Raw genomic sequence first — 19,670 nt, forward strand, 5'->3', positions numbered from 1 at the left:
TTTATGAGAACTGTTGTAGAGGGATGTGCTGATTTCTATGGTTGATGTTTTCGCTGTGGGGTTGCTGTCTCCCGTTTTGGCGCTGCTCTCTCCCGCTTGGTACTGTTCTCTCCCGTTTCGGTGCTCTCTCCTGTTTTGGTGCTGTTCTCTCCTGTTTAGATGCTCTCTCCAATTTTGGTTTGCGATCGCTTGTAGCTGTGCTTCGATCGGTCTGGGCAGATCTCTGATCGCTTGTAGCTGTACTTCGATCGGTCCGGGCAGATCTCTGATCGCTTATGGCTGTGCTTCGATCGGTCCGGGCAGATCTCTGATCGCTTATGGCTAAGTTTCGATCGATTCCAGCTGCTTCCTCCGTCCGGTTGATGTTTAAACTTGCCCAGGATTAAGAATCTATTCTTCTACCAAATAAAAGAACCTGCTTGTAACTTTCACATGCAGGTTCTAACGTTATTTTGATTTCGTTAAAAAAGACTTCGGAACATCCGCTTTGAACAATAGCAACTGTCCTGTAGTTGGGTGATTAAATGATAACACTTTGGCGTGCAGCCCCAGTCTTCTTATTGCATTTTTCTTAGAGCCATATTTCTTATCTCCAACAACTGGATGCCCCATATCCTGCATATGAACCCTGATTTGGTTCTTGCGTCCTGTCTCGAGTTGTACGTCCAGTAGCGAAAAGTCTTCGTTTGATCGGACTACTTTATAATGTGTGATAGCATGTTGTCCATCATTTTTCGTTTGGCTGGAGTACACCAGATGTGTACTGCTTTCTCTTAACCATGAAGAGACATATCCTTTTTCCTTCGTTACCTTTCCTTCAACAAGTGCTGCATACGTGCGTTCTTTGACCATTTCCTTCCAGTTATCCTGAAGCTTCCGCTTAACGTGTTCACTTTTAGCGAACATCATAACTCCGGAGGTATCTTTGTCCAAACGGTGGACTACAAAAATTCTGTTCTGCGGATCTTCTCTGCGGACATGTTCCATTAACTGATGATGAGCAGTTTGTCTCTTTTCTTTTTCGGTAGCAATTGAAAGCAAACCAGCTTCTTTGTTAATTACAATAATGTCGTCATCTTCATAAAGAATAGACATACCAATTAATGCACTTTCTTTTACTGCAGCTTTATTTTTTAAAATAGTAACAGTCTGTCCGGGATGCAGCGTATAATTATGTTTTGTTTCAATGTGATCATTAACAGTTACTTGCCCTCGTGTCAGAATTGATTTCACTGAATTACGACTGCGGTTAGGCATGGACTCTAATAAAAAGGAAAGTAATTCTGTTCTCTCCTTCACCGTATAGACGAGTGAATTGGCTAGTTTCTTATCTCCAGTTCGATGTTGCTTATTGCCTTTTGACATTTATAATGCTCCTCTTATTTAAAAAATGTTACGTTTTCCTTCTGTACTTAACATTAGTGTTTATTTTGTTTATATGCAAACCTAATCCTCATCTTTAACATCAATATCTTCAGGAATAGGTTCATTTAAATACTCTTGAATCATTCTCTGGTATTTCTCTACTTGTTCCATATGTGTAGTGAATTGCTCCCTGTTAATTAAATATTGTTCTCCATCATATACAGATCGAATCCGTCCTTGCAGTACAAGCGCTTTTATCTTGGATTCTTCGATAGTTAAATACTCTGCTGTTTCCTCAATAGTCAGGTACATCTGGGATCAATCCCCTCTTTGTCATTTCCAATACTTCCATTATATCATCACCGAATAGCTCCTATCAAAAAACAGGATACCCTCCTTGAGATATCCTGTTTAACTTCTATTTTATTGCGCTTAAAATCAGTCTGCCAGAACATCCTGATATTCCGAAGTTTTTTCCATCTTTTCTTTTGCGTAAGAACATACCGGTACTATTTTCTTCCGTTCATCCCTTGCATGATTAACAACTCGTTCTACTAACTTACCTGCCATTCCTTGCCCACGAAGCTCATCTGATACGAAAGTGTGGTCCACAACAAGATGATCTTCTTCGGAGAGCTCAAAAGTGATTTCTGCAGCAGGGTTCTGCTCATCCTCACCAACAAAAAACTTATTTTCACCCTTTTTAATTGAAGTCACTGCTTTTCCTCCTTTTAAAATAGTATAAGAGAAGATACTAACCCTATTTTCACACACTTACATTTTAAAATCTATTCAGGGGGTTTTATTATGGTTCAGCATATGGTGTTATATGTACAGATTTATAGAAAAGCGCTGTCTGGGATATCCACCCAGACAGCGCTTAAATAAATCTATTCAGCTAATAGCTGTACTTCCATTAGCTGTTCCAAAACAAAACAATTAATTAAATACCGGTAGGGTAACAATTATCATCATAATAAATAAGACCATTAGGTAATTTACCGAATAAAGAAAGTTCCACTGTGCCCATTTAAAATCATCCTTCACAAAAAAACCACTTATTGCCAGAGCTATCCAACCAACATTAAGAACAGTAGCGATCACAATAAAGGTTGTCCCTAAAGACGCTAAGAAAAACGGCAGCGGAAGTAAGCATGTAATATAGACAGCCATCTGCCTTTTCGTCATTTCAAATCCATATACAACCGGAAGCATCGCGACCCCAGCAGCCTTATACTCATCGTATTTCTTCATTGCAATAGCAAAAGTATGTGGCATTTGCCATACAAACAAAATAAGAAACAGCATAATTGGTACAATATGAAAAGCTGGTTCAATTGCAGCCCATCCGATCAAGGGGGTGACAGCACCGGAAACACTGCCGATGACAGTGTTAAGTGTATACCTTCTCTTTGACCACATCGTATACAAGACCACATACGTAAACCAACCAATGAAAGCATATAGTGTTGCTTCCATTGTGGTAAATAGAAGTACTGTAAATCCAAGAACAGTGGAAACCATACTTATTGTAAATACCGATTTAAGCGAGATATTTCCTGTTACTGTAGGACGATGCCTCGTACGCGCCATTACAGCATCAATATCGACTTCGTACCAATTATTAAAAACCAGTGCCCCCGCCATCACAAGGGTACTCCCAATCATTGTCAACAAAAATAAATCTATATTTTCCATAAGTGAAGTATTTGTAAAATAGAGTGCCAACCAGAAGCCTACTAGGACAGGTAATACATTCGCAATTAACACCACTGATTTGAACAGAGACTTCAGATCCGATAATAAAGTTGTTTTAATAATCTTGTTAGAAGAAACCGTTTCTCTATCACTCTTCTGGATAGAAGGTGCTTTCTCGTTCCTCATCTCATTTCCTCCCCTAAAAATAGACCATATACACTATATTATAGCATTTAATTGCATTTCAATCTAACTAATTCCAGTAATTTTGATGTTGTAAAAATTCGGTAGATAAATAGCTTTATTATTATTTTCCCTACATTATTTCTAAAGCACTTAAGTATGTTATACTGTATATATAGAGTAAAAAATTGGATATCCCTAGAGGAACACCTTGGACTGCAACGTCATGGCGTCATGCCACCGTGCTTTTATTGTCTTTAAAGGTGTTTTTTAATTGCTGTAAATGTTAATTTTTTACTTTAAATTTAAAAAATGGAAACACAAATGATTATGGAGGAATAATCTATGAAAGAAACTGCAATTCTTTATTGTGAAAATAACTTCGGAAAAATGGATGGAAAGACCACAAACGGACTGGTGAGAAGTTCAAATAAATACCAGATTCTAGGGGTGATTGACAGTTCCAAGGTTGGTGTTGATACAGGTGAATTTCTTGAAGGTAAAAAGAATAACATTCCAGTATTTTCTTCTCTTGACCATGCATTGGAAATGCTTCCCACGGTCCCTGACCACTTCATATATGGCATTGCCCCATCGGAAGCTTTTCTTAAAAGTGAGCAAAGGAACGTTATTTTACATGCAATGGAAAACAGAATTAATATTGTAAATACGCTTCATGAGTTTTTTACGGAAGATAAAGAATTTGTTGCATGTTCCTTAAAAAATAATGTGAAAATAACCGATGTCAGAAAGCCCCCTCTAAAAAAAGATATGCACCTATTTTCCGGAAAAATTCTGGATATTACCACTCCTGTTATCGCAGTATTGGGTACTGACGGGGCAATTGGTAAGCGAACAACCTCCGTTTTACTTGAAGAAGCACTAGCGGAAAAAGGATTAAAAACTGCTTTAATAGCGACAGGGCAAACTGGTTTAATTCAGGGGGCAAGATACGGAGTTGCCATTGATGCCATCCCATCCCAGTTCATGACAGGTGAAATTGAAAACGAGATTATGAAGGCCTATGATACGGAGCAGCCGGATATCATAATTGTGGAAGGGCAAGGTGCACTAAGTCATCCTGCTTATATTAGTTCATGTGCGATCATAAGAGGCTCAAGACCAGGTGCAATAATAGTACAGCATGCTCCAAAGCGAAAATTTCTTGGTGATTATAACTTCATGAAAATGCCAACTTTGCAAAGTGAAATTGAACTTATTGAAACTTTTTCCAAATCGAATGTGATTGCTGTTACGATCAACCATGAAAATATGACACATACAGAAATTGATAAGGCAGTCATTGAGATAGAAACACAAAACAATCTGCCAGCTACAGACGTTCTTACCCATGGATGCGATAAGTTGCTTGCAAGTATTTTCACTAGTTACCCTGAACTGGAGAGCTTACAGAAAAAAGTACTAGTTAATTGAATCAGCTTAGAACACCAAGAATAGAAATTAACATTGCCAAGCTTGCACATAATGCAAACAAACTAGCGAAATTATTTAATTCTAAAGGAATTAACCTAATGGCTGTTACTAAAACTGTCTGCGGGGATCCTGTTGTTGCTAAAACACTTTTAAACCAAAACATTCATATGCTTGCAGATTCTAAGTTAGTAAACATCATAAGAATGCAGGAAGCTGGCATCAAAGCACAATTCGTTTTATTGCGGTCACCTGCTATGAGTGAGGTTGACTTTGTTGTTAAATATGCAGATATCAGCATGAATACAGAACTGGCTGTACTGAAAAAACTTTCGACAGCTGCAACCAAACAACGCACGCTTCACAAAGTTATTCTAATGGTAGAAATGGGTGACTTGCGCGAAGGTATCATGCCACAAGACTTGGAGGAATTGATTCAGGAAGTCTTAGAACTTCCTCCACTCGAGATTGTTGGTATAGGTGCAAACTTTGCTTGCTTTGGTGGAATTAAACCAAACGAAGAAAAAATGTCTCATCTATCCTCTATCGCGAAAAATATTGAGAAGAGGTTTAAATTACCTCTCCCATACGTTTCAGGAGGCAACTCAGCTAATTACAATTGGTTCATGACTACAAGTAATACTGGCAAAATAAATAATCTAAGACTAGGAGAGTCTATTTACTTAGGGCGAGAGACGTTAAATAGGACGGAAATCCCTGAATTGTATACAGACTCCTTTACATTTACCGCTGAAATTATTGAATTAAAAACAAAACCCTCTATTCCATATGGAGATAAAGGGCAGGACGCATTTGGAACTCACCCCGAATTTCATGATCATGGTTTAATGAAAAGAGCAATCCTTGGGGTTGGATCTCAGGATGTGCTTATATCTGGCCTTACGCCTAGATTAGATATTGACATACTGGGATCAAGCAGTGATCATACCGTAATAAATATCAAGAATACGAATCTTAAAGTAGGCGACGAGGTAAAGTTTGATCTCAATTACGGCGCACTGCTTGCTGCAATGACCTCACCCTATATCATAAAAGAATATACCCGTACCCTTTATCCACCTTTTATAACACATCTGAAAAAAGATGGCCAAATTGGAACTGCCAAAGTAAAATAGTAAAGTAAAAAATTCATTATCTGCTTTTTAACTTGTTTTAAACAAATAAAAAAGGACTCTATAAGAGTCCTTTTTTTAATTATGCTTTGTTTACGTTTGTAGCTTGAGGTCCACGTTGACCTTGTTCAGTTTCAAAAGTAACTTTTTGGCCTTCGTCTAAAGATTTAAACCCTTCGCCTTGAATAGCTGAGAAATGAACGAATACGTCATCTCCACCTTCAACTTCGATGAAACCAAAACCTTTGTCTGCGTTAAACCATTTTACTGTACCTTCTTGCATGTTTGTTTCCTCCTACGTGAATTTAATTCACATTATATTACTATAGTTGCTCAATTAGATATCAAAGGCGAAAAGTTTAAACACTTATTCTTTCCTTACATACCGAACAAAAATAATTCTTCTTTAGAATACCACATGTTTTTTCTAATTGCAACCCCAAATGAAAAACTTTTTTTCCTTCTCTGTTGTTTTTCTTTTTCATTAGGACAAAAATTAAGGTCTAACCCAGGCTATTTAATACAATTAAAACTGGTTAAGTAATATAGAAGTGACTAGAAAAACCAGTATTATAATGGAAGGCTGGAAAGGCAGATGAAATCCTGCCCCAGTACTGTACATACGTGAAACTCTAATTGCATTATAAAGGAGCCTACTAAATCAGGCTCCTTTATATTTTCAGCCATCAGAATCAGATTCTTCTTTCCTCTTATTATTCAAAGCTTCAGCTGCAGAATCGGATCCCGAGTCTTCTTCCTCTTCATTGTTTTCTTCCTGATCGGAATCTGACCCATCATCTTCTTCACCGTTTTCTTCCTGATCGGAGTCTGACTCTTCGTCTTCTTCACGTTCTTCTTCCTGATCGGAGTCTGACTCTTCATCTTCCTCACGTTCTTCTTCCTGATCGGAGTCTGACTCTTCATCTTCCTCACGTTCTTCTTCCTGATCGGAGTCTGACTCTTCATCTTCTTCACGTTCTTCTTCCTGATCGGAGTCTGACTCTTCGTCTTCTTCTTCTCTGCCATCTTCCCGATCTGACTCCGAATCATCCTCCTGGTCATCAGAATTATTATCTTCTCTTTCTCTAGATTTACGCTTTTCAGATTCCGCTTTCTTTTGCTTTTTCTCCCATTCATCTTCAACCAGGCTATAGGCATCTTTAATCGATGTTCCAGTAACGAATAATTCGGTTAAGATATCGTCATTAGTTGAACTTTTCGTTGTTCTTTCACCAGTTTTAGTGTCGATAGTAATTTCTTCGACAGAATCCGGTTTTTTAAATTCCTGTGTATTTTCATCTACCATTTCAGCCATCACTTCTCTGAAGATATGTCGGGCAATTTGCTTTTCCTCTTCTGTTTTTATATAATTCTCTTCATTTATTTGCGGATATCCTGTCCATACAGCAACCGTATAATTTGTTGTGTAACCTGCAAACCAAACATCCGGAACACCATCCGTAATATTATACTCTTGCTTTGTTTCTTCATTGAAATTGGTCGTTCCTGTTTTGCCTGCTACTGCCACGCCTTCAATATTAGCAAGTCGACCAGTTCCTTCCTCTACCACGGTTTGGAGCATATCTGTAACCATGTAGGAAGTATAATCACTCATGGCCTCGACCGGTTCCGGCTGCATATTAATCTCCTTACCATCAGGTAGTACTACTTTTCTAATCACATGGGGCTCATTATATGTTCCTTCATTTCCAAAAGCTGCGTAAGCACCTGCTAGCTCTAACGGAGATATCCCCTCTTCAAAGGATCCAAGTGCATACGATTCATAAAGAGGACCTTCAATTGTAAGTCCCACATTCGACGCAAATTCTTCAGCATGTTGATTTCCTACTTCTTGAAACGTTTTTACAGCCGGTATATTCCAGGATTGTTTTAATGCCTCTCTCATGGATACAATTCCATGGTAATTGTTATTATAATTTTGTATTACTTGATCAGAGTCTGTATAGGTCATCTCTTCATCTTCTATTTGCTGATAGGTTGACCATTTCAAATGTTCGATGGCAGGTCCATAACTTAATATAGGTTTAATGGTTGATCCTGGTGAACGCTTAATAGTTGTTGCATAGTTGGTTCGACTCTTTCCTGATTCTTGATTGCGCCCCCCTCCTATTGCTTTAATTTCACCTGTTTCATTATCAACCACTGTCAAACCCGCCTGAAAGAGCTCATTTGGATAAGAGACGAATTCATCTGTATTTAAAACTTTTTCTACATGTTCTTGTGCCTCTTTATCATAGGTCGTATAAATTTCAAGCCCCTTACTATAAACCATTGAAGGGTCAACCTCTTCCATGTCCTCGAGTTCTTTATAAACTTGATCCATAAAAGCATCGGATATATCATAATTATTGCTTTTCTCTGGTGTCATATCTTCTACGGAGACGCTCTTTGCTTCCCTGTACTCTTCATCCGTTATAAAACCATGATCCTTCATAACAAACAACACTGTATTGCGGCGTTCTTCTGCCAGTTCAGGGTTTTGAAAAGGGTCATAGGCTGAGGGGCGTTGAGGAAGTCCAGCTAATAAAGCCGCTTCTTCGACAGTTAATTCGTCCATGCTTTTCCCAAAATACGTGTCAGCTGCAATCACAATACCGTAAGCGCCCTTACCAAAATAAATTTTATTTAAATAAAGCTCGAGAATTTCATCCTTGGTATATTCTTTTTCTAATTCAAGTGCGAGATAGGCTTCTTGAACTTTTCTCTCAATTGTTTTGTCTGAGGTTAACAGAGAGTTTTTAACTACTTGTTGCGTAATCGTACTTCCTCCTGCAGAACCAAATCCATTTTTAATATTGGAGACAAGTGCTCCACCAACTCTTTTTAGATCAAGACCTGAATGCTCATAAAAGCGAACGTCTTCGATTGCGATAAACGCATCTTGTACATGTTGTGGAATTTGCTCTAAATTAGTAGATTGCCGGTCTTCTCCGTTGTTTATTGTAACCATAGGCTCATCATTGTGATCATACAATGTGGATGAATTGGAATAAACAAATGCATCTTCATCGATCTCAGGTGCACTTTGGACCAAGCCATATATATGTATACTGCCGGCTATCCCGGTTACAATGAAACATAATAAAAATACGATAAATGCTCTAAAGAGAAAATTTTTCTTTTTGACTTTTTTTGTTGATGCAGCATCCTTCTTCATCGTTTACCCTCCCAATTACCTAGAAATCAATTATGTTATGACATTCCCCTTTCCACAGAAACTGAAACAAGGGAAAACTAGTAAATGGGTTTTCAACGATAACTAATTATCGTGGGATAGTGCTTATTTATACGCTGAGAATAACTTGCAAAAAAAAGTAAGCAGACGGCAGTCCAAGAATCAGTTTCAAATTCTTGAGCTATCATCTGCTTACTTTCCTCATTCACACAAACTAAGAAGAAGTTCTTACTCAACCGTTTTAGGAGTCGATAATTTTTCCAGAGCAATTTCTAAACTTCTAAGCCTGCTATGCCGAACCCACCTGGTCCTGCGTGCGTAGAAATCATTGCACCGGCTTGCATCCATTTTACATTTTCGAAACCAGCCTCTTTGGCGAGTACATCTATCCGCCGCTTAATGCTTTCATCAAGTCCAATGGAGTATTGCAAATAAAGTTGTTCTTTATCAATGTCGTATTTATTTAAATAATCCTGCATAAGTTTTTCAGCAACTACGCTCATTTTCCCGCGATATTTTTTAGTTGAAACAAGATTTCCTTCAACTAATTCGATGCATGGCTTTATTTTCAATAAAGCCCCTCCTAGATAAGCAGCATTACTTACGCGTCCACCCGCTCTTAAAAATTCTAAGCTGCCAGGAATGAAAGCCAGTCTGGACTTTGGAATCACCGTTTCTATTTTTTCGATTAATCGGGCTGGTTCGATCGCAGGTTCTTTCTCCAATAAGTCAACAGCATACATCACAATAGCAGCTAATCCACCTGTCACGTTCAACGCATCAATTAGATAAAGGTCTTCAAAACCTTCCGCAGCATTTACGGCATTTTGAAAAGAGGAAGATGCCTTTGACGTATAACCAATATGAACAATGATACAATCAGGGAAATCCGCTTTTATCTTTTTGAAAAAATCCTCATACTCGTGAGAATTTGTCGATGTTGTAGAAGGTATTTTCTTCGTGCGCTCATAGTGTTCATAAATGTCCTCCACGGGTAACGAACCATCTAAATAATCCTGACCACCCATAATAACATGCATCGGAACCACCTGTACATCATGCTTCTCTGCTAAATCTCCTGGTAAATCGGATCCACTTTCTGTAGATAAAATAATACGTCTCAATGTATATCCCCCTTTAATTTAAAACACTTTCCTTACTGTTCGCGCTGTATTGGTATGACTTAATCTAATTATACATTAGAAAGGAAGGTTATATTGAAAGAAATTCAAATTATTATACCAATTAGGAAGTTTCAGATACCACAACATACAATTGGCAGTTAATCCATTTTTAATAGTTCCCTACCCCCTATACTTTATTGCTAATCCTTTCAAGAAATTCCTGGCGTATTTATCACCGCACTCTTTATAATTCTTATGTCCTTCTTTCCTTAATAAAGCGCTTAATTCGCTTTTTGTTACAGTAACACCTGCTTCTTCTAAAATACTAAGAATATCCTCACTTGTTAATGTCAGTGCTATTTTTACTTTCTTTAGAAGGATATTATTAATATTATCAGACTGTGCTTGCTTTTCAGGTTGTTGCCCTGGTTTTGGATCTTGTTTTCCTCTTTTAAATATAATGAGGCCATTTAAAAATGACTCCAGCATAAAGTTATTGCATTTTTTCTCCGCTTCCATTTCAACTATGTCATCATCACTGCTAGTTTCATCGGAACTGACCGTTGATTTTGTCAGCATCTTTATCACTTCTTCAGTTGTTACGTCAATACCACCCAGTTTAAATATCTCTACCATATCTCTATTTTTTATTTCCAGGGCATATCTTAATCTAATCAATATATCGTTATTATTCATTTATAGACCTCCTATAGCATTGTTTATTCCATAAAAAAAGTTAAGGTAAAATCCACCTCAACTGGCGTTATTTTAACTATATCACAATTTTATTTGCTAGGCAGAAATACTATATAACATCGAGATTTAGAGTCATTTAGCCCTTACTGATGAAATCTATACTCAAGTAAGCTCTAGCGAACTGACCCACATCTCACTGCCTTGTTCAGCTGTCATGCCAAAAAGCTTGTGAATTTCAACCAAAAAAGTAGTCATTGCCACTCTAGATCCAAATCCAGTCGTTGCCGGCAACGGTGTTAAGATTCTGGAGGATGCGGGAATTGAAGTGGTCGTTGGTGTATTGGAAGAGAATTCCCGCTTCAACAATAGCTATTGCGCACGGGTCCCGTCCGCCCGAAATGCGAGCATGGCTCAAGGGTGACATAAATCGCGCCACCTTTCGTCTCGCCAGCCATTAGGATGGCATGTATTTCAGCATGCGGTTCACCAGCCTTCATATGCGTACCGTACCCACTATTCGGTTTTCATTGACAATAACTGAACCCACAAGTGGATTCGGATCTGTCTGTCCTTTCATCGCACGTGCATTGCCCAGGGCCAAATTCATGTAAAATTCACGGTTAGTCATTTGGATAAGTTCGTTCTTCCTCCATATGTCCAGAACGCTGAATCTTTGTCTGCAAGTACCCCTCATTGAACTCTGATTTATCGCCCCATAATGGTTCTCGTCCCGAAATAGGAAGACCGGCATTCTGCAGTGCTTCCAGTTTCTTGGGATTATTCGTCATGAGCTTGACAGGTTTTGTTCGTAGTGTTTTTAGAACACGAATTGCATCCTCGTAATTTCTGGAATCATCGACAAATCCTAGACTTTCGTTTGCTTCAACTGTATCGTAACCATTCTCCTGAAGTACATACGCCATCGCCTTGCTGAATAAACCAATTCCACGACCTTCATGGTTCGCCAAATAAAACAATGCACCTGCCCCATGATCCGCAATATTCTTCATCGACTGTTTTAATTGATAACCGCAATCGCATCTTTTACTGCCAAATATGTCTCCAGTATGACAAATTGAATGCATCCGGATCAGCGCATCATCCGCGTCTTTAAAATCACCGTATACAAGCACGCTCGACTGCTGATACTCCGCCAAATTGGCAGACGACAATTGGTCAATGATTTCTTGATAATTATTCGTCACTTGGCAGCGGTTAAGCCAACAATACCATTGAAAAACAACCGTTTCCCCATAAAGATTCACTGGCAGATTAATTGGTCCTACCAAGTAGATTGCACCTTCATCTGTGTCAATCAATTGAATTTTTTCTTTTAAGACATCAAGAACTTTCGGTTCCAGTTTCGCTTGTAACATTAAATCATTCCTTTCATTCCTTTTATTTAAGTTGGATTATTGTGCAAATTGAACCGTAACGTATTTCATTAGATTAACCATTCTAATCAGATGGTACCTGAAAAGTATGCTCTTTAGTATTCACACGTTTCGTGGTTATATTTCTTGATTACCCTAAATATAAAAAAAGGACCATCTATGACCAATGATTCACCCGTCTTAAGACTGTCCTTTTTTTATGTTCAGCGATAAAGACGTAGTAAAAAACTTACTCAATCACGCTTTAATTAACATTCTACATTGAATAATTCCAGAGCAGTTTCCATTGCAGCCCCGCTTCCAAAACTTAATCTTTGTCTTTTTTATTAAATAATTGGTCAACTGCCCATAGCTTACTTCCGTTTACTGCTAAATATATAGCAATCACCAAAAATGCAAGTTCTAGTTCATAGCCGGGCATTTCTGCAGTGCCTAAGAATCCAATAGCAAGTTTAACCTTTAGTATTGCACCAATCATTATGATAACAAACAGAGCGGAAACAATTCGCGTGCCGAGTCCTAAAATGAGGACAATACCTCCTACCACTTCTACTGTAGCAACAGCATATGCTAAAATTCCTGGTAAACCGATACTCTCAAACCAACCGACTGTATTTCCAATTCCCCCTTGAAACTTCACAAGTCCATGGACAAAGAAGCTGATCCCTAACACAATTCTTAATAATAATGTACTTAATCCTAATTTATTCATCTTTATTTCCTCCTATGTTTTCTTAGTTTATTTAGATAGTTTATTAAACCACACTGTAAAATCATTGTAGTTTTCTTTGGAAACAGTATGGCCAACAGGATAGGCGCTGAATGTTGAATTGGCTCCATGCTGTTTGTAAAAGGCTTCTGCATCAAGGCCCCATTCAAATGGAAGGACTTGATCATACTCACCGTGTGAAATGAATGCCGACACTTTATCTAACGGTCGAATGTCGTATTCTTCTTTTACAAAATCCGGAATATAGCCACTTAGCGCAATAATCCCTTTTATGCGTTTTCCGAGTCTCAGCCCAAGTGTCATGGACAAAATAGCTCCCTGGCTGAATCCCATCAAATATATTTCATCCGCATCAATTGGGTACTTTTCCTCCGCGTATTCAATAAAATTCTCTATTACATTTATAGCCCCTTCAAACCCGTCCCTTTGTGGCTTTCCGTACCCTTCAATGGTGAAAAAAGCATAACCCGGCGGCTGTTGAATAGGTCCTCTTATACTGAAAACAAAAAGTTCTCTTTCTATTCCCGAAACAAGGGGCATCATATCCTGTTCGTTGCTTCCCATTCCGTGTAATAAGAAAATGACTGGATATTTCTTACCTGCTTCAATGATTTCTGGGCTGCGAAGTTCATAAATAAGCTGGTCTTTCATCATTATCGAACCCCCCCTTTTATATTCTATTAGATACATTATATTCATACAGGTAAACAAGATTAGGAAAAAAAAATCATACTTCGCTTTTCAATTGGTTTCCAACAGAAAAATGGTTTTTCGAAACCTCATTAACCAGAACACAGATGCTTCTACTGAAATATTCAATGACTATTGTAAAGTACTTGCTACAACATGCATACATTGTTCAGTTGTTTCATCATCTCTGTCTTCCAGCTTAGCATGCATATAATGTACATCTTTTTTCTTTATTTAACGAATAAAGTATCCCTTTACGAATATTTATTCTTTATAACATAACATCATTTCATAGATAACGTCAACCAAATTATGTTACTATATAGTCTAATAAACAATATTTTTGGAGGGATGAACGTGGAAATCGGCTCAAAAATACGAGCTATACGTAAAAGAAAGAAAATAACGATTGCACTAATGAGCGAACAAACAGGGCTGTCTAAAGGGTTCATCAGCAACATCGAAAATGACAATACTTCTCCCTCCCTCAATACATTGCAAGTGATCGCAAGCTTTCTGGACGTTCCGCTACCCTACTTGCTTCTTGAAAAAAAGCAACACATGAAAGTTGTGAGGAAAGCTGAACGAGTGTATACAACGTTTAATGACATAAAAATAGAACATCTTACTTCCCAAAGTGGTCTTCGGATGATGCACGTTGAATTACCATCCGGTGCATCGACCGGCGAAGCGATTACTCACGAAGGTGAAGAGACCCATGTCGTTCTTAAAGGCACCATCCTTGCTGAACAAGGTGAAGACTCTGTCATAGTAGAAGAAGGCGATTCATTCAGTTGGAATGCAAGTGTGCCCCACTATGTTAAAAACATTGGAGAAAATAATGCCGTCTTACTTATTGCTGTCTACTCCGAAGAAAGCAATAAATGATAGATAATAGGCATTATCTTATAAACCTATAAATTTAATGATAACCAAACACAAAGCACCAATGGAAAAACCAAGTTCCCATTGGTATTTTGTGTTTGCCATTTTAACTAACCCAATCGGTAGAACCAGATGTAAATATGATTAATCATCTATTTTACGGTTGCCCCAGAGTCAATATGTATGACTCTGGGAGCTAGGTTTATTAGATTCGTTTTAATTCTCTACTGAATTCCTCATCAACATTCGAGATAACTCACAAATAATAATTGAAGTCATGTATCTATTACTCACCTACAACAGTAAATCTTTCGTTAACATGTTTCGCATTCTCCACTTCATCCACAACTGCAATGGCATAGTCAGCATAGCTGATATAGCTTTCACCCTTTGAATTCACAAGAAGGACATCATCCCCAGCTTTATAAGTGCCTGTTCTTTTTCCTTCTGCATCAAATAAAGCGGAAGGGCTGATAAAGGTCCATGTTAAGCCGGTTGTTTCCTGTAACTCTTTTAAGTTTCGTTCCTGGCCTTTTGCAGTTGGTTTAAATACGTCTGGAAAATCTGGAGTGTCAATTACTCGAACTGTTCTACTTTCATCAACAAATAGACTACCTGCTCCTCCGACTACGATTAATCTTGTATCTGTTCCTTTTAAAATATCTATTAGGGAATGACCTGCATCGACATGTGCTTGCTCTTCACCTAGGGGAGCTCCAAAAGCGTTTACGACTACATCAAATTGGTTAAGATCCTCTGTTACCAGATCAAGAATATTTTTTTCAATGACTGGGACATTCTGGTCTTCTAATTTCGATAAGTTCCTTACGATAGCTGTTACTTGATGACCCCGGTTAGCTGCTTCCTTTAAAATTAAATTACCCGCTTTACCACTTGCTCCGACAATTCCTATTTTCATATTTATCCATCCTCCATTTAATTTTTCAAAGTAATATTTCACTCATTCCGGTTTCCTTCTTTGTTGATTGGTTACCTATTATTTGAAAAACTCATGTTTTGCACCTTTTTATTTATTTTGGCCGATTGCTTTTTTTAACATTGGTACAACTTCAGTTGCTAGTAATTCTATATTTTTCTCCACCTTGTGAAATGGAACTCCACCAATATCAATTTGTGCTAGAAAACGTGTATGTCCATACAATTCATGTTGATGCAGGATCTTCTCCACAACTTGTTCTGGACTTCCAACAAACAGCGCTGTTCGCGGACTAGCCACTTGTTCAAAATCATCTCGGGACATTTTTGTCCCCATTCCGCGTTGGCGATTGACGTAATTCCAATAATTAGCGTAATACGGATAAAACTCATCCTTTGCCTCTTCTGTTGTTTTTGCAAGATAGGCATGTCCAGTAACACCGACATTTAATTTATCCGGTGAATGCCCAGCCTCCAAACCTGCACTTCGATATATATCAACAAGTGGCTTAAATCTCATTGGATCGCCACCCAATATGGCTAAGGCCATACCAACTCCCAGTCTCCCTGCACGAGCAGCACTTTCAGGTGTCCCTCCAACTCCAATCCAAATTGGTAGTTGTTTTTGTACTGGTCGAGGAGCGATTTCTGCATCCCTTAATGATGAACGAAACTTTCCATTCCAAGAAACAATTTCGTTTTCATTCAGCTTTAAAAGTAAATCCATATGCTCACTAAAAAGCTCATTATAATCTTTCGTGCTATATCCAAAAAGTGGAAAAGATTCGATGAAAGCTCCCCGACCAGCTAAAATTTCGGCACGACCACCTGAAATTAGATCTAATGTAGCAAAATCTTCATATAATCGAACCGGGTCAAGCGTGCTTAATACACTTGTTGTACTTGTTAATTTAATGCGCTTTGTTGCATGTGCAATTGCAGATAATACCACTGCCGGAGAGGAAACAGCATAATCTAACCGGTGATGTTCCCCTACCCCGAATATATCGAGCCCTGCTTCGTCAGCCAGTTTTGCTGCCTCAATGATTTCATCCATTCTTTGCTTAGTACTTATCGTTTTTCCGGTAAAGGGGTCTGGACCTATATCTGCAAGTGTATATATTCCTACTTCAATACCATTTTGTTTTATTGCAGACAATGCTATCTCTCCCTTTTAAACAGCTAACTCAATACGATTTCCAGATGGGTCATACGTAGTAAGTCTTCCGTCATTTTCTGTTACTGATACTCCAATTTTCTGCAAGTTATCAATCGTTTCTTTGATTGCTTCTTCATTAGGCAAAATGAGTGTGAAAGATTCCATACCAACACTATTCTCTGGTGGCTTTGGAGCTCCTACCCCATTCCAAGTGTTCACCCCAATATGATGATGATACTTCCCTGTTGAAAGGAATAATGCCTGTGCCCCGTAGCGATTAACCACATCAAATCCAAGGCCTTGTACATAGAATTCTTCTGTTTTTCTTAGCTCGGAAACATGTAAATGAATGTGTCCCATTAGCGTACCTTCAGGCATTCCTTTCCATAAACTTCCTGGCACAATATTCTCAAGTAGTCTTTCAAAATCCAATGGGTCCACTGCCATAGCTACTGCTTCCCCATTCCAATTCCATTCAGAAGGATCACGGTCGATATAAATTTCAATCTCGTTGCCATCCGGGTCATGTAAATATAGTGCTTCACTTACAAGATGATCCGATGATCCGAAACGGATACCTTTTTCTGTTAAATGGACGACGATATTAGCTAAATCTGTTTTTTCAGGTAAAAGTAGAGCAAAATGATATAATCCCGTAGTTCTTCCTTGTTTCGGTATCACGTTTTCTGGTTGTTCCAGTGATAGGATACTTGTCTTCCCATCTGTAGTGAGTTTTGTTGTCGATGATGTTTGTTCTAATATATCGAATCCGATTATTTCTTGATAATACTGCAAAGATCTTTCTAAATTCTCTACCTTTATGTTGACATGACCAACAAATGTCGTTGGTTTACTATGGAATCCCATATTATTCCTCCTAGTTTTTATTCGCGTTGAATAGTTTGTAATCTAATGATATGACCGACTTAGTCGCTGAAATAAAAAAGATCGACATTGCTAGTAATGCTAATTCAAGTTCATAACCTGCCATTTGACCATTGCCAAGGAAACCAGCTGGAAGTCTTGCTGTAATAATAGCTCCTATCATGATTAGTGCAAACAACAAGGCAATGATCTTTGTTCCAATTCCTAGAATTAATGCAATTCCTCCTACTACTTCTATAATAGCAACAGCATAGGACAGAAATCCAGGAATCCCAAGGCTGTTAAACTTTCGTATTTGAAGTTCCACCATGGATGAAGAATGTAAGACCTAATATTCTTCTTAAAATAACTTTCCCTATTTCTTGTTTATACATTTATTTTCTCTTCTTTTATCATTTGATTACTTTATGTAACTAAGTTTATGTTTGTAATAGAGTAATGTCAAGTACTTAATTTTACTTTTATAATCTAATTACATTTTGTGGTATACTATACATAAGAGGTGAATGTAAATGACACAACCAACGATCTGTCCAAAGTTTGAAAAAGCCATTTCCCTACTAAGTCAAAGGTGGACGGCATTAGTAATTTACCAATTATTACTGGGTACACAACGTTTTAGTGGAATTCAATCATCTATTGGCATAAGTGGAAAAGTATTATCGGACCGTTTAAAGGAATTAGAACAACAAGATATAGTAAAACGTGTAGTTATACCCGTAACACCAGTCATTATTGAATACTCCTTAACAGATAAAGGACATTCGATGGAACCAATACTGAGAACAATCGAGAACTGGTCTCAGGCTTGGGTTGAACCAGAATCTGAGTTATCAGCAGATTAGTTTTTAGTAAAGTTTGTACAAAACGAGGAAGGGTTGTCCTCCAAAATCGCTTTCACTGATTTGTGGGACAAGCCTTTTACATAAGATAATTAGCTCTAGACATAAATAGCCACGTCCAGATCCGGTGCCCAGCAGCTATAGCAAACGGGCGCTTCTGCTTTTGATTTCGTATCTTAGTTTTTATTTAGATTATCGTTTATTACATTTAATTCTTCTTTAGATAGACGAATTTCACTTGCTTGAGTGTTTTCACGTATACGCTCTTTCCGTTTCCCACCTGGGATTACTGCATCAACACCTTCTTGAGAAATAAACCATGTTAGTGCTAAATTCGGTAACGTCGTATTTTTGCCTGCAGCATAATCCTTTAATGCATCTACTTTATCAAGTGTATGGAGAATTATTCACCTTGGAATAATGGAACAGACTGACGCCAATCCCCGGCACTTAGTTTAGACTCTTTGGTGAATCCTCCACCGAGTAATCCAAAAGCTAATGGACCAAATTTACTTATAGGATTTTCAAATAATAAAACCAGTTCAATTTTTTGATTCTAAAAAAATAAACATCTATACTTTTAAGGACGAGACGATCGAAATGGTCATACTTGCCTAAAATGGAATGCAGGTTATAGAACCAATAGAAATCCTCGTTAACATCTAGCATTTGGAGGTAAACAAAATGAAAGTAGTAGCAATAGTAGGAAGTATTCGTAAAGACTCCTATAATTTACAACTAGCAAAACATGTTCAGAAACGTTATGCAGATCAATTAGAAGTGGAGATTTTAGACTTAGCTCCCCTACCAATGTACAATCAAGACATCGAATTAAATGCACCGCAGGAAGTTCTTGATTTCAAAGCGAAAGTTAATGAAGCAGATGCAGTTCTGTGGGTAACACCTGAGTACAATTCAACGATTCCGGGTGTATTAGGAAATGCGATTGACTGGTTAAGCCGAGTAGAAAAAGTAATGAATGGTAAACCATCTATTATTATGGGTTCTTCTATGGGAATTTTAGGTTCAGTGAAAGCACAGATGCACCTGCGAGATATCCTCTTTGCGAGCGGATTAAATTCTCCAGTTCTTGGCGGGAATGAAGTATATATAGGTGCAGCACATGAGAAATTTGACGCTGAAGGAAACTTAACAGACGAAGCAACCATCGCCTTTTTAGATGATGTCATTGCAAACTTCCAAGAATGGACAAAACCATACGTTAAACAATATGTATAATTTAATAGACACCTCTTCAATCTTATGAAGAGGTGTTTTAAAAAGGAGAATTTAAATGAAGGGTAACTATCAAAATTTATTTCA

The 19,670-nt window shown here is 38.0% G+C and carries 21 protein-coding genes and 1 pseudogene; 5 read left to right on the forward strand and 17 right to left on the reverse strand.

The genetic code is table 11. The features are described 5' to 3' along the window. Positions 1–447: 447 nt before the first annotated feature. The 4 genes from QGM71_RS11885 to cyoE form a co-directional block, all read right to left on the reverse strand. Positions 448–1,365 carry an RluA family pseudouridine synthase gene (locus QGM71_RS11885; protein ID WP_327607773.1) on the reverse strand — a complete coding sequence of 306 codons (918 nt, stop codon included), beginning with the start codon at positions 1,363–1,365 and terminating at the stop codon, positions 448–450. An 81-nt stretch (positions 1,366–1,446) separates the two neighbouring features. After that, on the reverse strand, positions 1,447–1,677 hold the full coding sequence (locus QGM71_RS11890) for an excisionase family DNA-binding protein (protein ID WP_327607774.1): 231 nt from the start codon (positions 1,675–1,677) through the stop codon (positions 1,447–1,449). A gap of 126 nt (positions 1,678–1,803) precedes the next feature. Continuing rightward, positions 1,804–2,118 (reverse strand): GNAT family N-acetyltransferase, encoded by a 315-nt coding sequence (locus tag QGM71_RS11895; RefSeq protein ID WP_407703027.1) that lies wholly within the window; start codon positions 2,116–2,118, stop codon positions 1,804–1,806. 186 nt (positions 2,119–2,304) lie between these two features. Then, on the reverse strand, positions 2,305–3,249 hold the full coding sequence (gene cyoE, locus QGM71_RS11900) for a heme o synthase (RefSeq protein ID WP_327607775.1): 945 nt from the start codon (positions 3,247–3,249) through the stop codon (positions 2,305–2,307). Positions 3,250–3,591: 342 nt separating this feature from the next. On the opposite strand from cyoE, the gene QGM71_RS11905 reads away from it, so the two are divergent. Further along, positions 3,592–4,680: a DUF1611 domain-containing protein gene (locus tag QGM71_RS11905; protein ID WP_327607776.1), complete on the forward strand. Its 1,089-nt coding sequence runs from the start codon at positions 3,592–3,594 to the stop codon at positions 4,678–4,680. Then, the gene (locus QGM71_RS11910; RefSeq protein WP_327607777.1) at positions 4,677–5,813 is read left to right on the forward strand and encodes an alanine/ornithine racemase family PLP-dependent enzyme; all 1,137 of its coding nucleotides are present in this window, start codon (positions 4,677–4,679) and stop codon (positions 5,811–5,813) included. Before QGM71_RS11905 ends, QGM71_RS11910 begins: the two co-directional genes overlap by 4 nt. Before the next feature lie 79 nt (positions 5,814–5,892). Here the strand turns inward: QGM71_RS11910 and QGM71_RS11915 are convergent, their stop codons facing one another. From QGM71_RS11915 to QGM71_RS11955, 8 genes and pseudogenes are all read right to left on the reverse strand, one after another. Beyond that, entirely contained in the window at positions 5,893–6,093 is a 201-nt protein-coding gene (locus QGM71_RS11915; protein WP_327607778.1) for a cold-shock protein, read from the reverse strand. Positions 6,094–6,489: 396 nt separating this feature from the next. Beyond that, entirely contained in the window at positions 6,490–8,988 is a 2,499-nt protein-coding gene (locus tag QGM71_RS11920) for a transglycosylase domain-containing protein (protein WP_327607779.1), read from the reverse strand. Positions 8,989–9,278: 290 nt separating this feature from the next. Beyond that, complete coding sequence (locus tag QGM71_RS11925; protein WP_327607780.1) at positions 9,279–10,130, reverse strand: DegV family protein; 852 nt, start codon at positions 10,128–10,130, stop codon at positions 9,279–9,281. Positions 10,131–10,310: 180 nt separating this feature from the next. Next, positions 10,311–10,826: a YehS family protein gene (locus QGM71_RS11930; protein WP_327607781.1), complete on the reverse strand. Its 516-nt coding sequence runs from the start codon at positions 10,824–10,826 to the stop codon at positions 10,311–10,313. Between the two features lie 349 nt (positions 10,827–11,175). After that, positions 11,176–11,454, reverse strand: a pseudogene (locus tag QGM71_RS11940) (bifunctional diaminohydroxyphosphoribosylaminopyrimidine deaminase/5-amino-6-(5-phosphoribosylamino)uracil reductase RibD); the annotation flags it as partial. Further along, on the reverse strand, positions 11,447–12,202 hold the full coding sequence (locus tag QGM71_RS11945) for a GTP cyclohydrolase II (protein ID WP_327607782.1): 756 nt from the start codon (positions 12,200–12,202) through the stop codon (positions 11,447–11,449). The pseudogene QGM71_RS11940 and the gene QGM71_RS11945, both read right to left, overlap by 8 nt. Before the next feature lie 325 nt (positions 12,203–12,527). Beyond that, positions 12,528–12,932 carry a DoxX family protein gene (locus QGM71_RS11950; RefSeq protein ID WP_327607783.1) on the reverse strand — a complete coding sequence of 135 codons (405 nt, stop codon included), beginning with the start codon at positions 12,930–12,932 and terminating at the stop codon, positions 12,528–12,530. Between the two features lie 27 nt (positions 12,933–12,959). Further along, the gene (locus tag QGM71_RS11955) at positions 12,960–13,604 is read right to left on the reverse strand and encodes an alpha/beta hydrolase (RefSeq protein WP_327607784.1); all 645 of its coding nucleotides are present in this window, start codon (positions 13,602–13,604) and stop codon (positions 12,960–12,962) included. Positions 13,605–13,997: 393 nt separating this feature from the next. Here QGM71_RS11955 and QGM71_RS11960 point away from each other — a divergent pair, with 393 nt between their 5' ends. Continuing rightward, positions 13,998–14,528 carry a helix-turn-helix domain-containing protein gene (locus QGM71_RS11960; RefSeq protein ID WP_327607785.1) on the forward strand — a complete coding sequence of 177 codons (531 nt, stop codon included), beginning with the start codon at positions 13,998–14,000 and terminating at the stop codon, positions 14,526–14,528. Between the two features lie 283 nt (positions 14,529–14,811). Here the strand turns inward: QGM71_RS11960 and QGM71_RS11965 are convergent, their stop codons facing one another. The 4 genes from QGM71_RS11965 to QGM71_RS11980 all read right to left on the reverse strand — a co-directional run bounded on the left by QGM71_RS11965 (position 14,812) and on the right by QGM71_RS11980 (position 17,815). Beyond that, positions 14,812–15,444 carry an NAD(P)-dependent oxidoreductase gene (locus tag QGM71_RS11965; RefSeq protein ID WP_327607786.1) on the reverse strand — a complete coding sequence of 211 codons (633 nt, stop codon included), beginning with the start codon at positions 15,442–15,444 and terminating at the stop codon, positions 14,812–14,814. A 108-nt stretch (positions 15,445–15,552) separates the two neighbouring features. Then, positions 15,553–16,620, reverse strand: coding sequence for an LLM class flavin-dependent oxidoreductase (locus QGM71_RS11970; RefSeq protein WP_327607787.1), 1,068 nt, complete (start codon positions 16,618–16,620; stop codon positions 15,553–15,555). Between the two features lie 15 nt (positions 16,621–16,635). Continuing rightward, positions 16,636–17,487 carry a VOC family protein gene (locus QGM71_RS11975; protein ID WP_327607788.1) on the reverse strand — a complete coding sequence of 284 codons (852 nt, stop codon included), beginning with the start codon at positions 17,485–17,487 and terminating at the stop codon, positions 16,636–16,638. Between the two features lie 10 nt (positions 17,488–17,497). Further along, on the reverse strand, positions 17,498–17,815 hold the full coding sequence (locus QGM71_RS11980) for a DoxX family protein (RefSeq protein WP_327607789.1): 318 nt from the start codon (positions 17,813–17,815) through the stop codon (positions 17,498–17,500). Between the two features lie 202 nt (positions 17,816–18,017). Between QGM71_RS11980 and QGM71_RS11985 the strand changes: the two genes are divergently transcribed. After that, on the forward strand, positions 18,018–18,350 hold the full coding sequence (locus tag QGM71_RS11985) for a winged helix-turn-helix transcriptional regulator (RefSeq protein ID WP_327607790.1): 333 nt from the start codon (positions 18,018–18,020) through the stop codon (positions 18,348–18,350). 173 nt (positions 18,351–18,523) lie between these two features. Here QGM71_RS11985 and QGM71_RS21840 read toward each other — a convergent pair whose 3' ends face one another. After that, complete coding sequence (locus QGM71_RS21840) at positions 18,524–18,754, reverse strand: aldo/keto reductase (RefSeq protein ID WP_407703028.1); 231 nt, start codon at positions 18,752–18,754, stop codon at positions 18,524–18,526. Positions 18,755–19,031: 277 nt separating this feature from the next. On the opposite strand from QGM71_RS21840, the gene QGM71_RS11990 reads away from it, so the two are divergent. Next, positions 19,032–19,586: an NADPH-dependent FMN reductase gene (locus tag QGM71_RS11990; RefSeq protein WP_327607791.1), complete on the forward strand. Its 555-nt coding sequence runs from the start codon at positions 19,032–19,034 to the stop codon at positions 19,584–19,586. Positions 19,587–19,670: the final 84 nt, after the last annotated feature.

Source organism: Virgibacillus tibetensis (assembly GCF_036026595.1).
GTDB classification, from domain to species: domain Bacteria; phylum Bacillota; class Bacilli; order Bacillales; family Amphibacillaceae; genus Virgibacillus_P; species Virgibacillus_P tibetensis.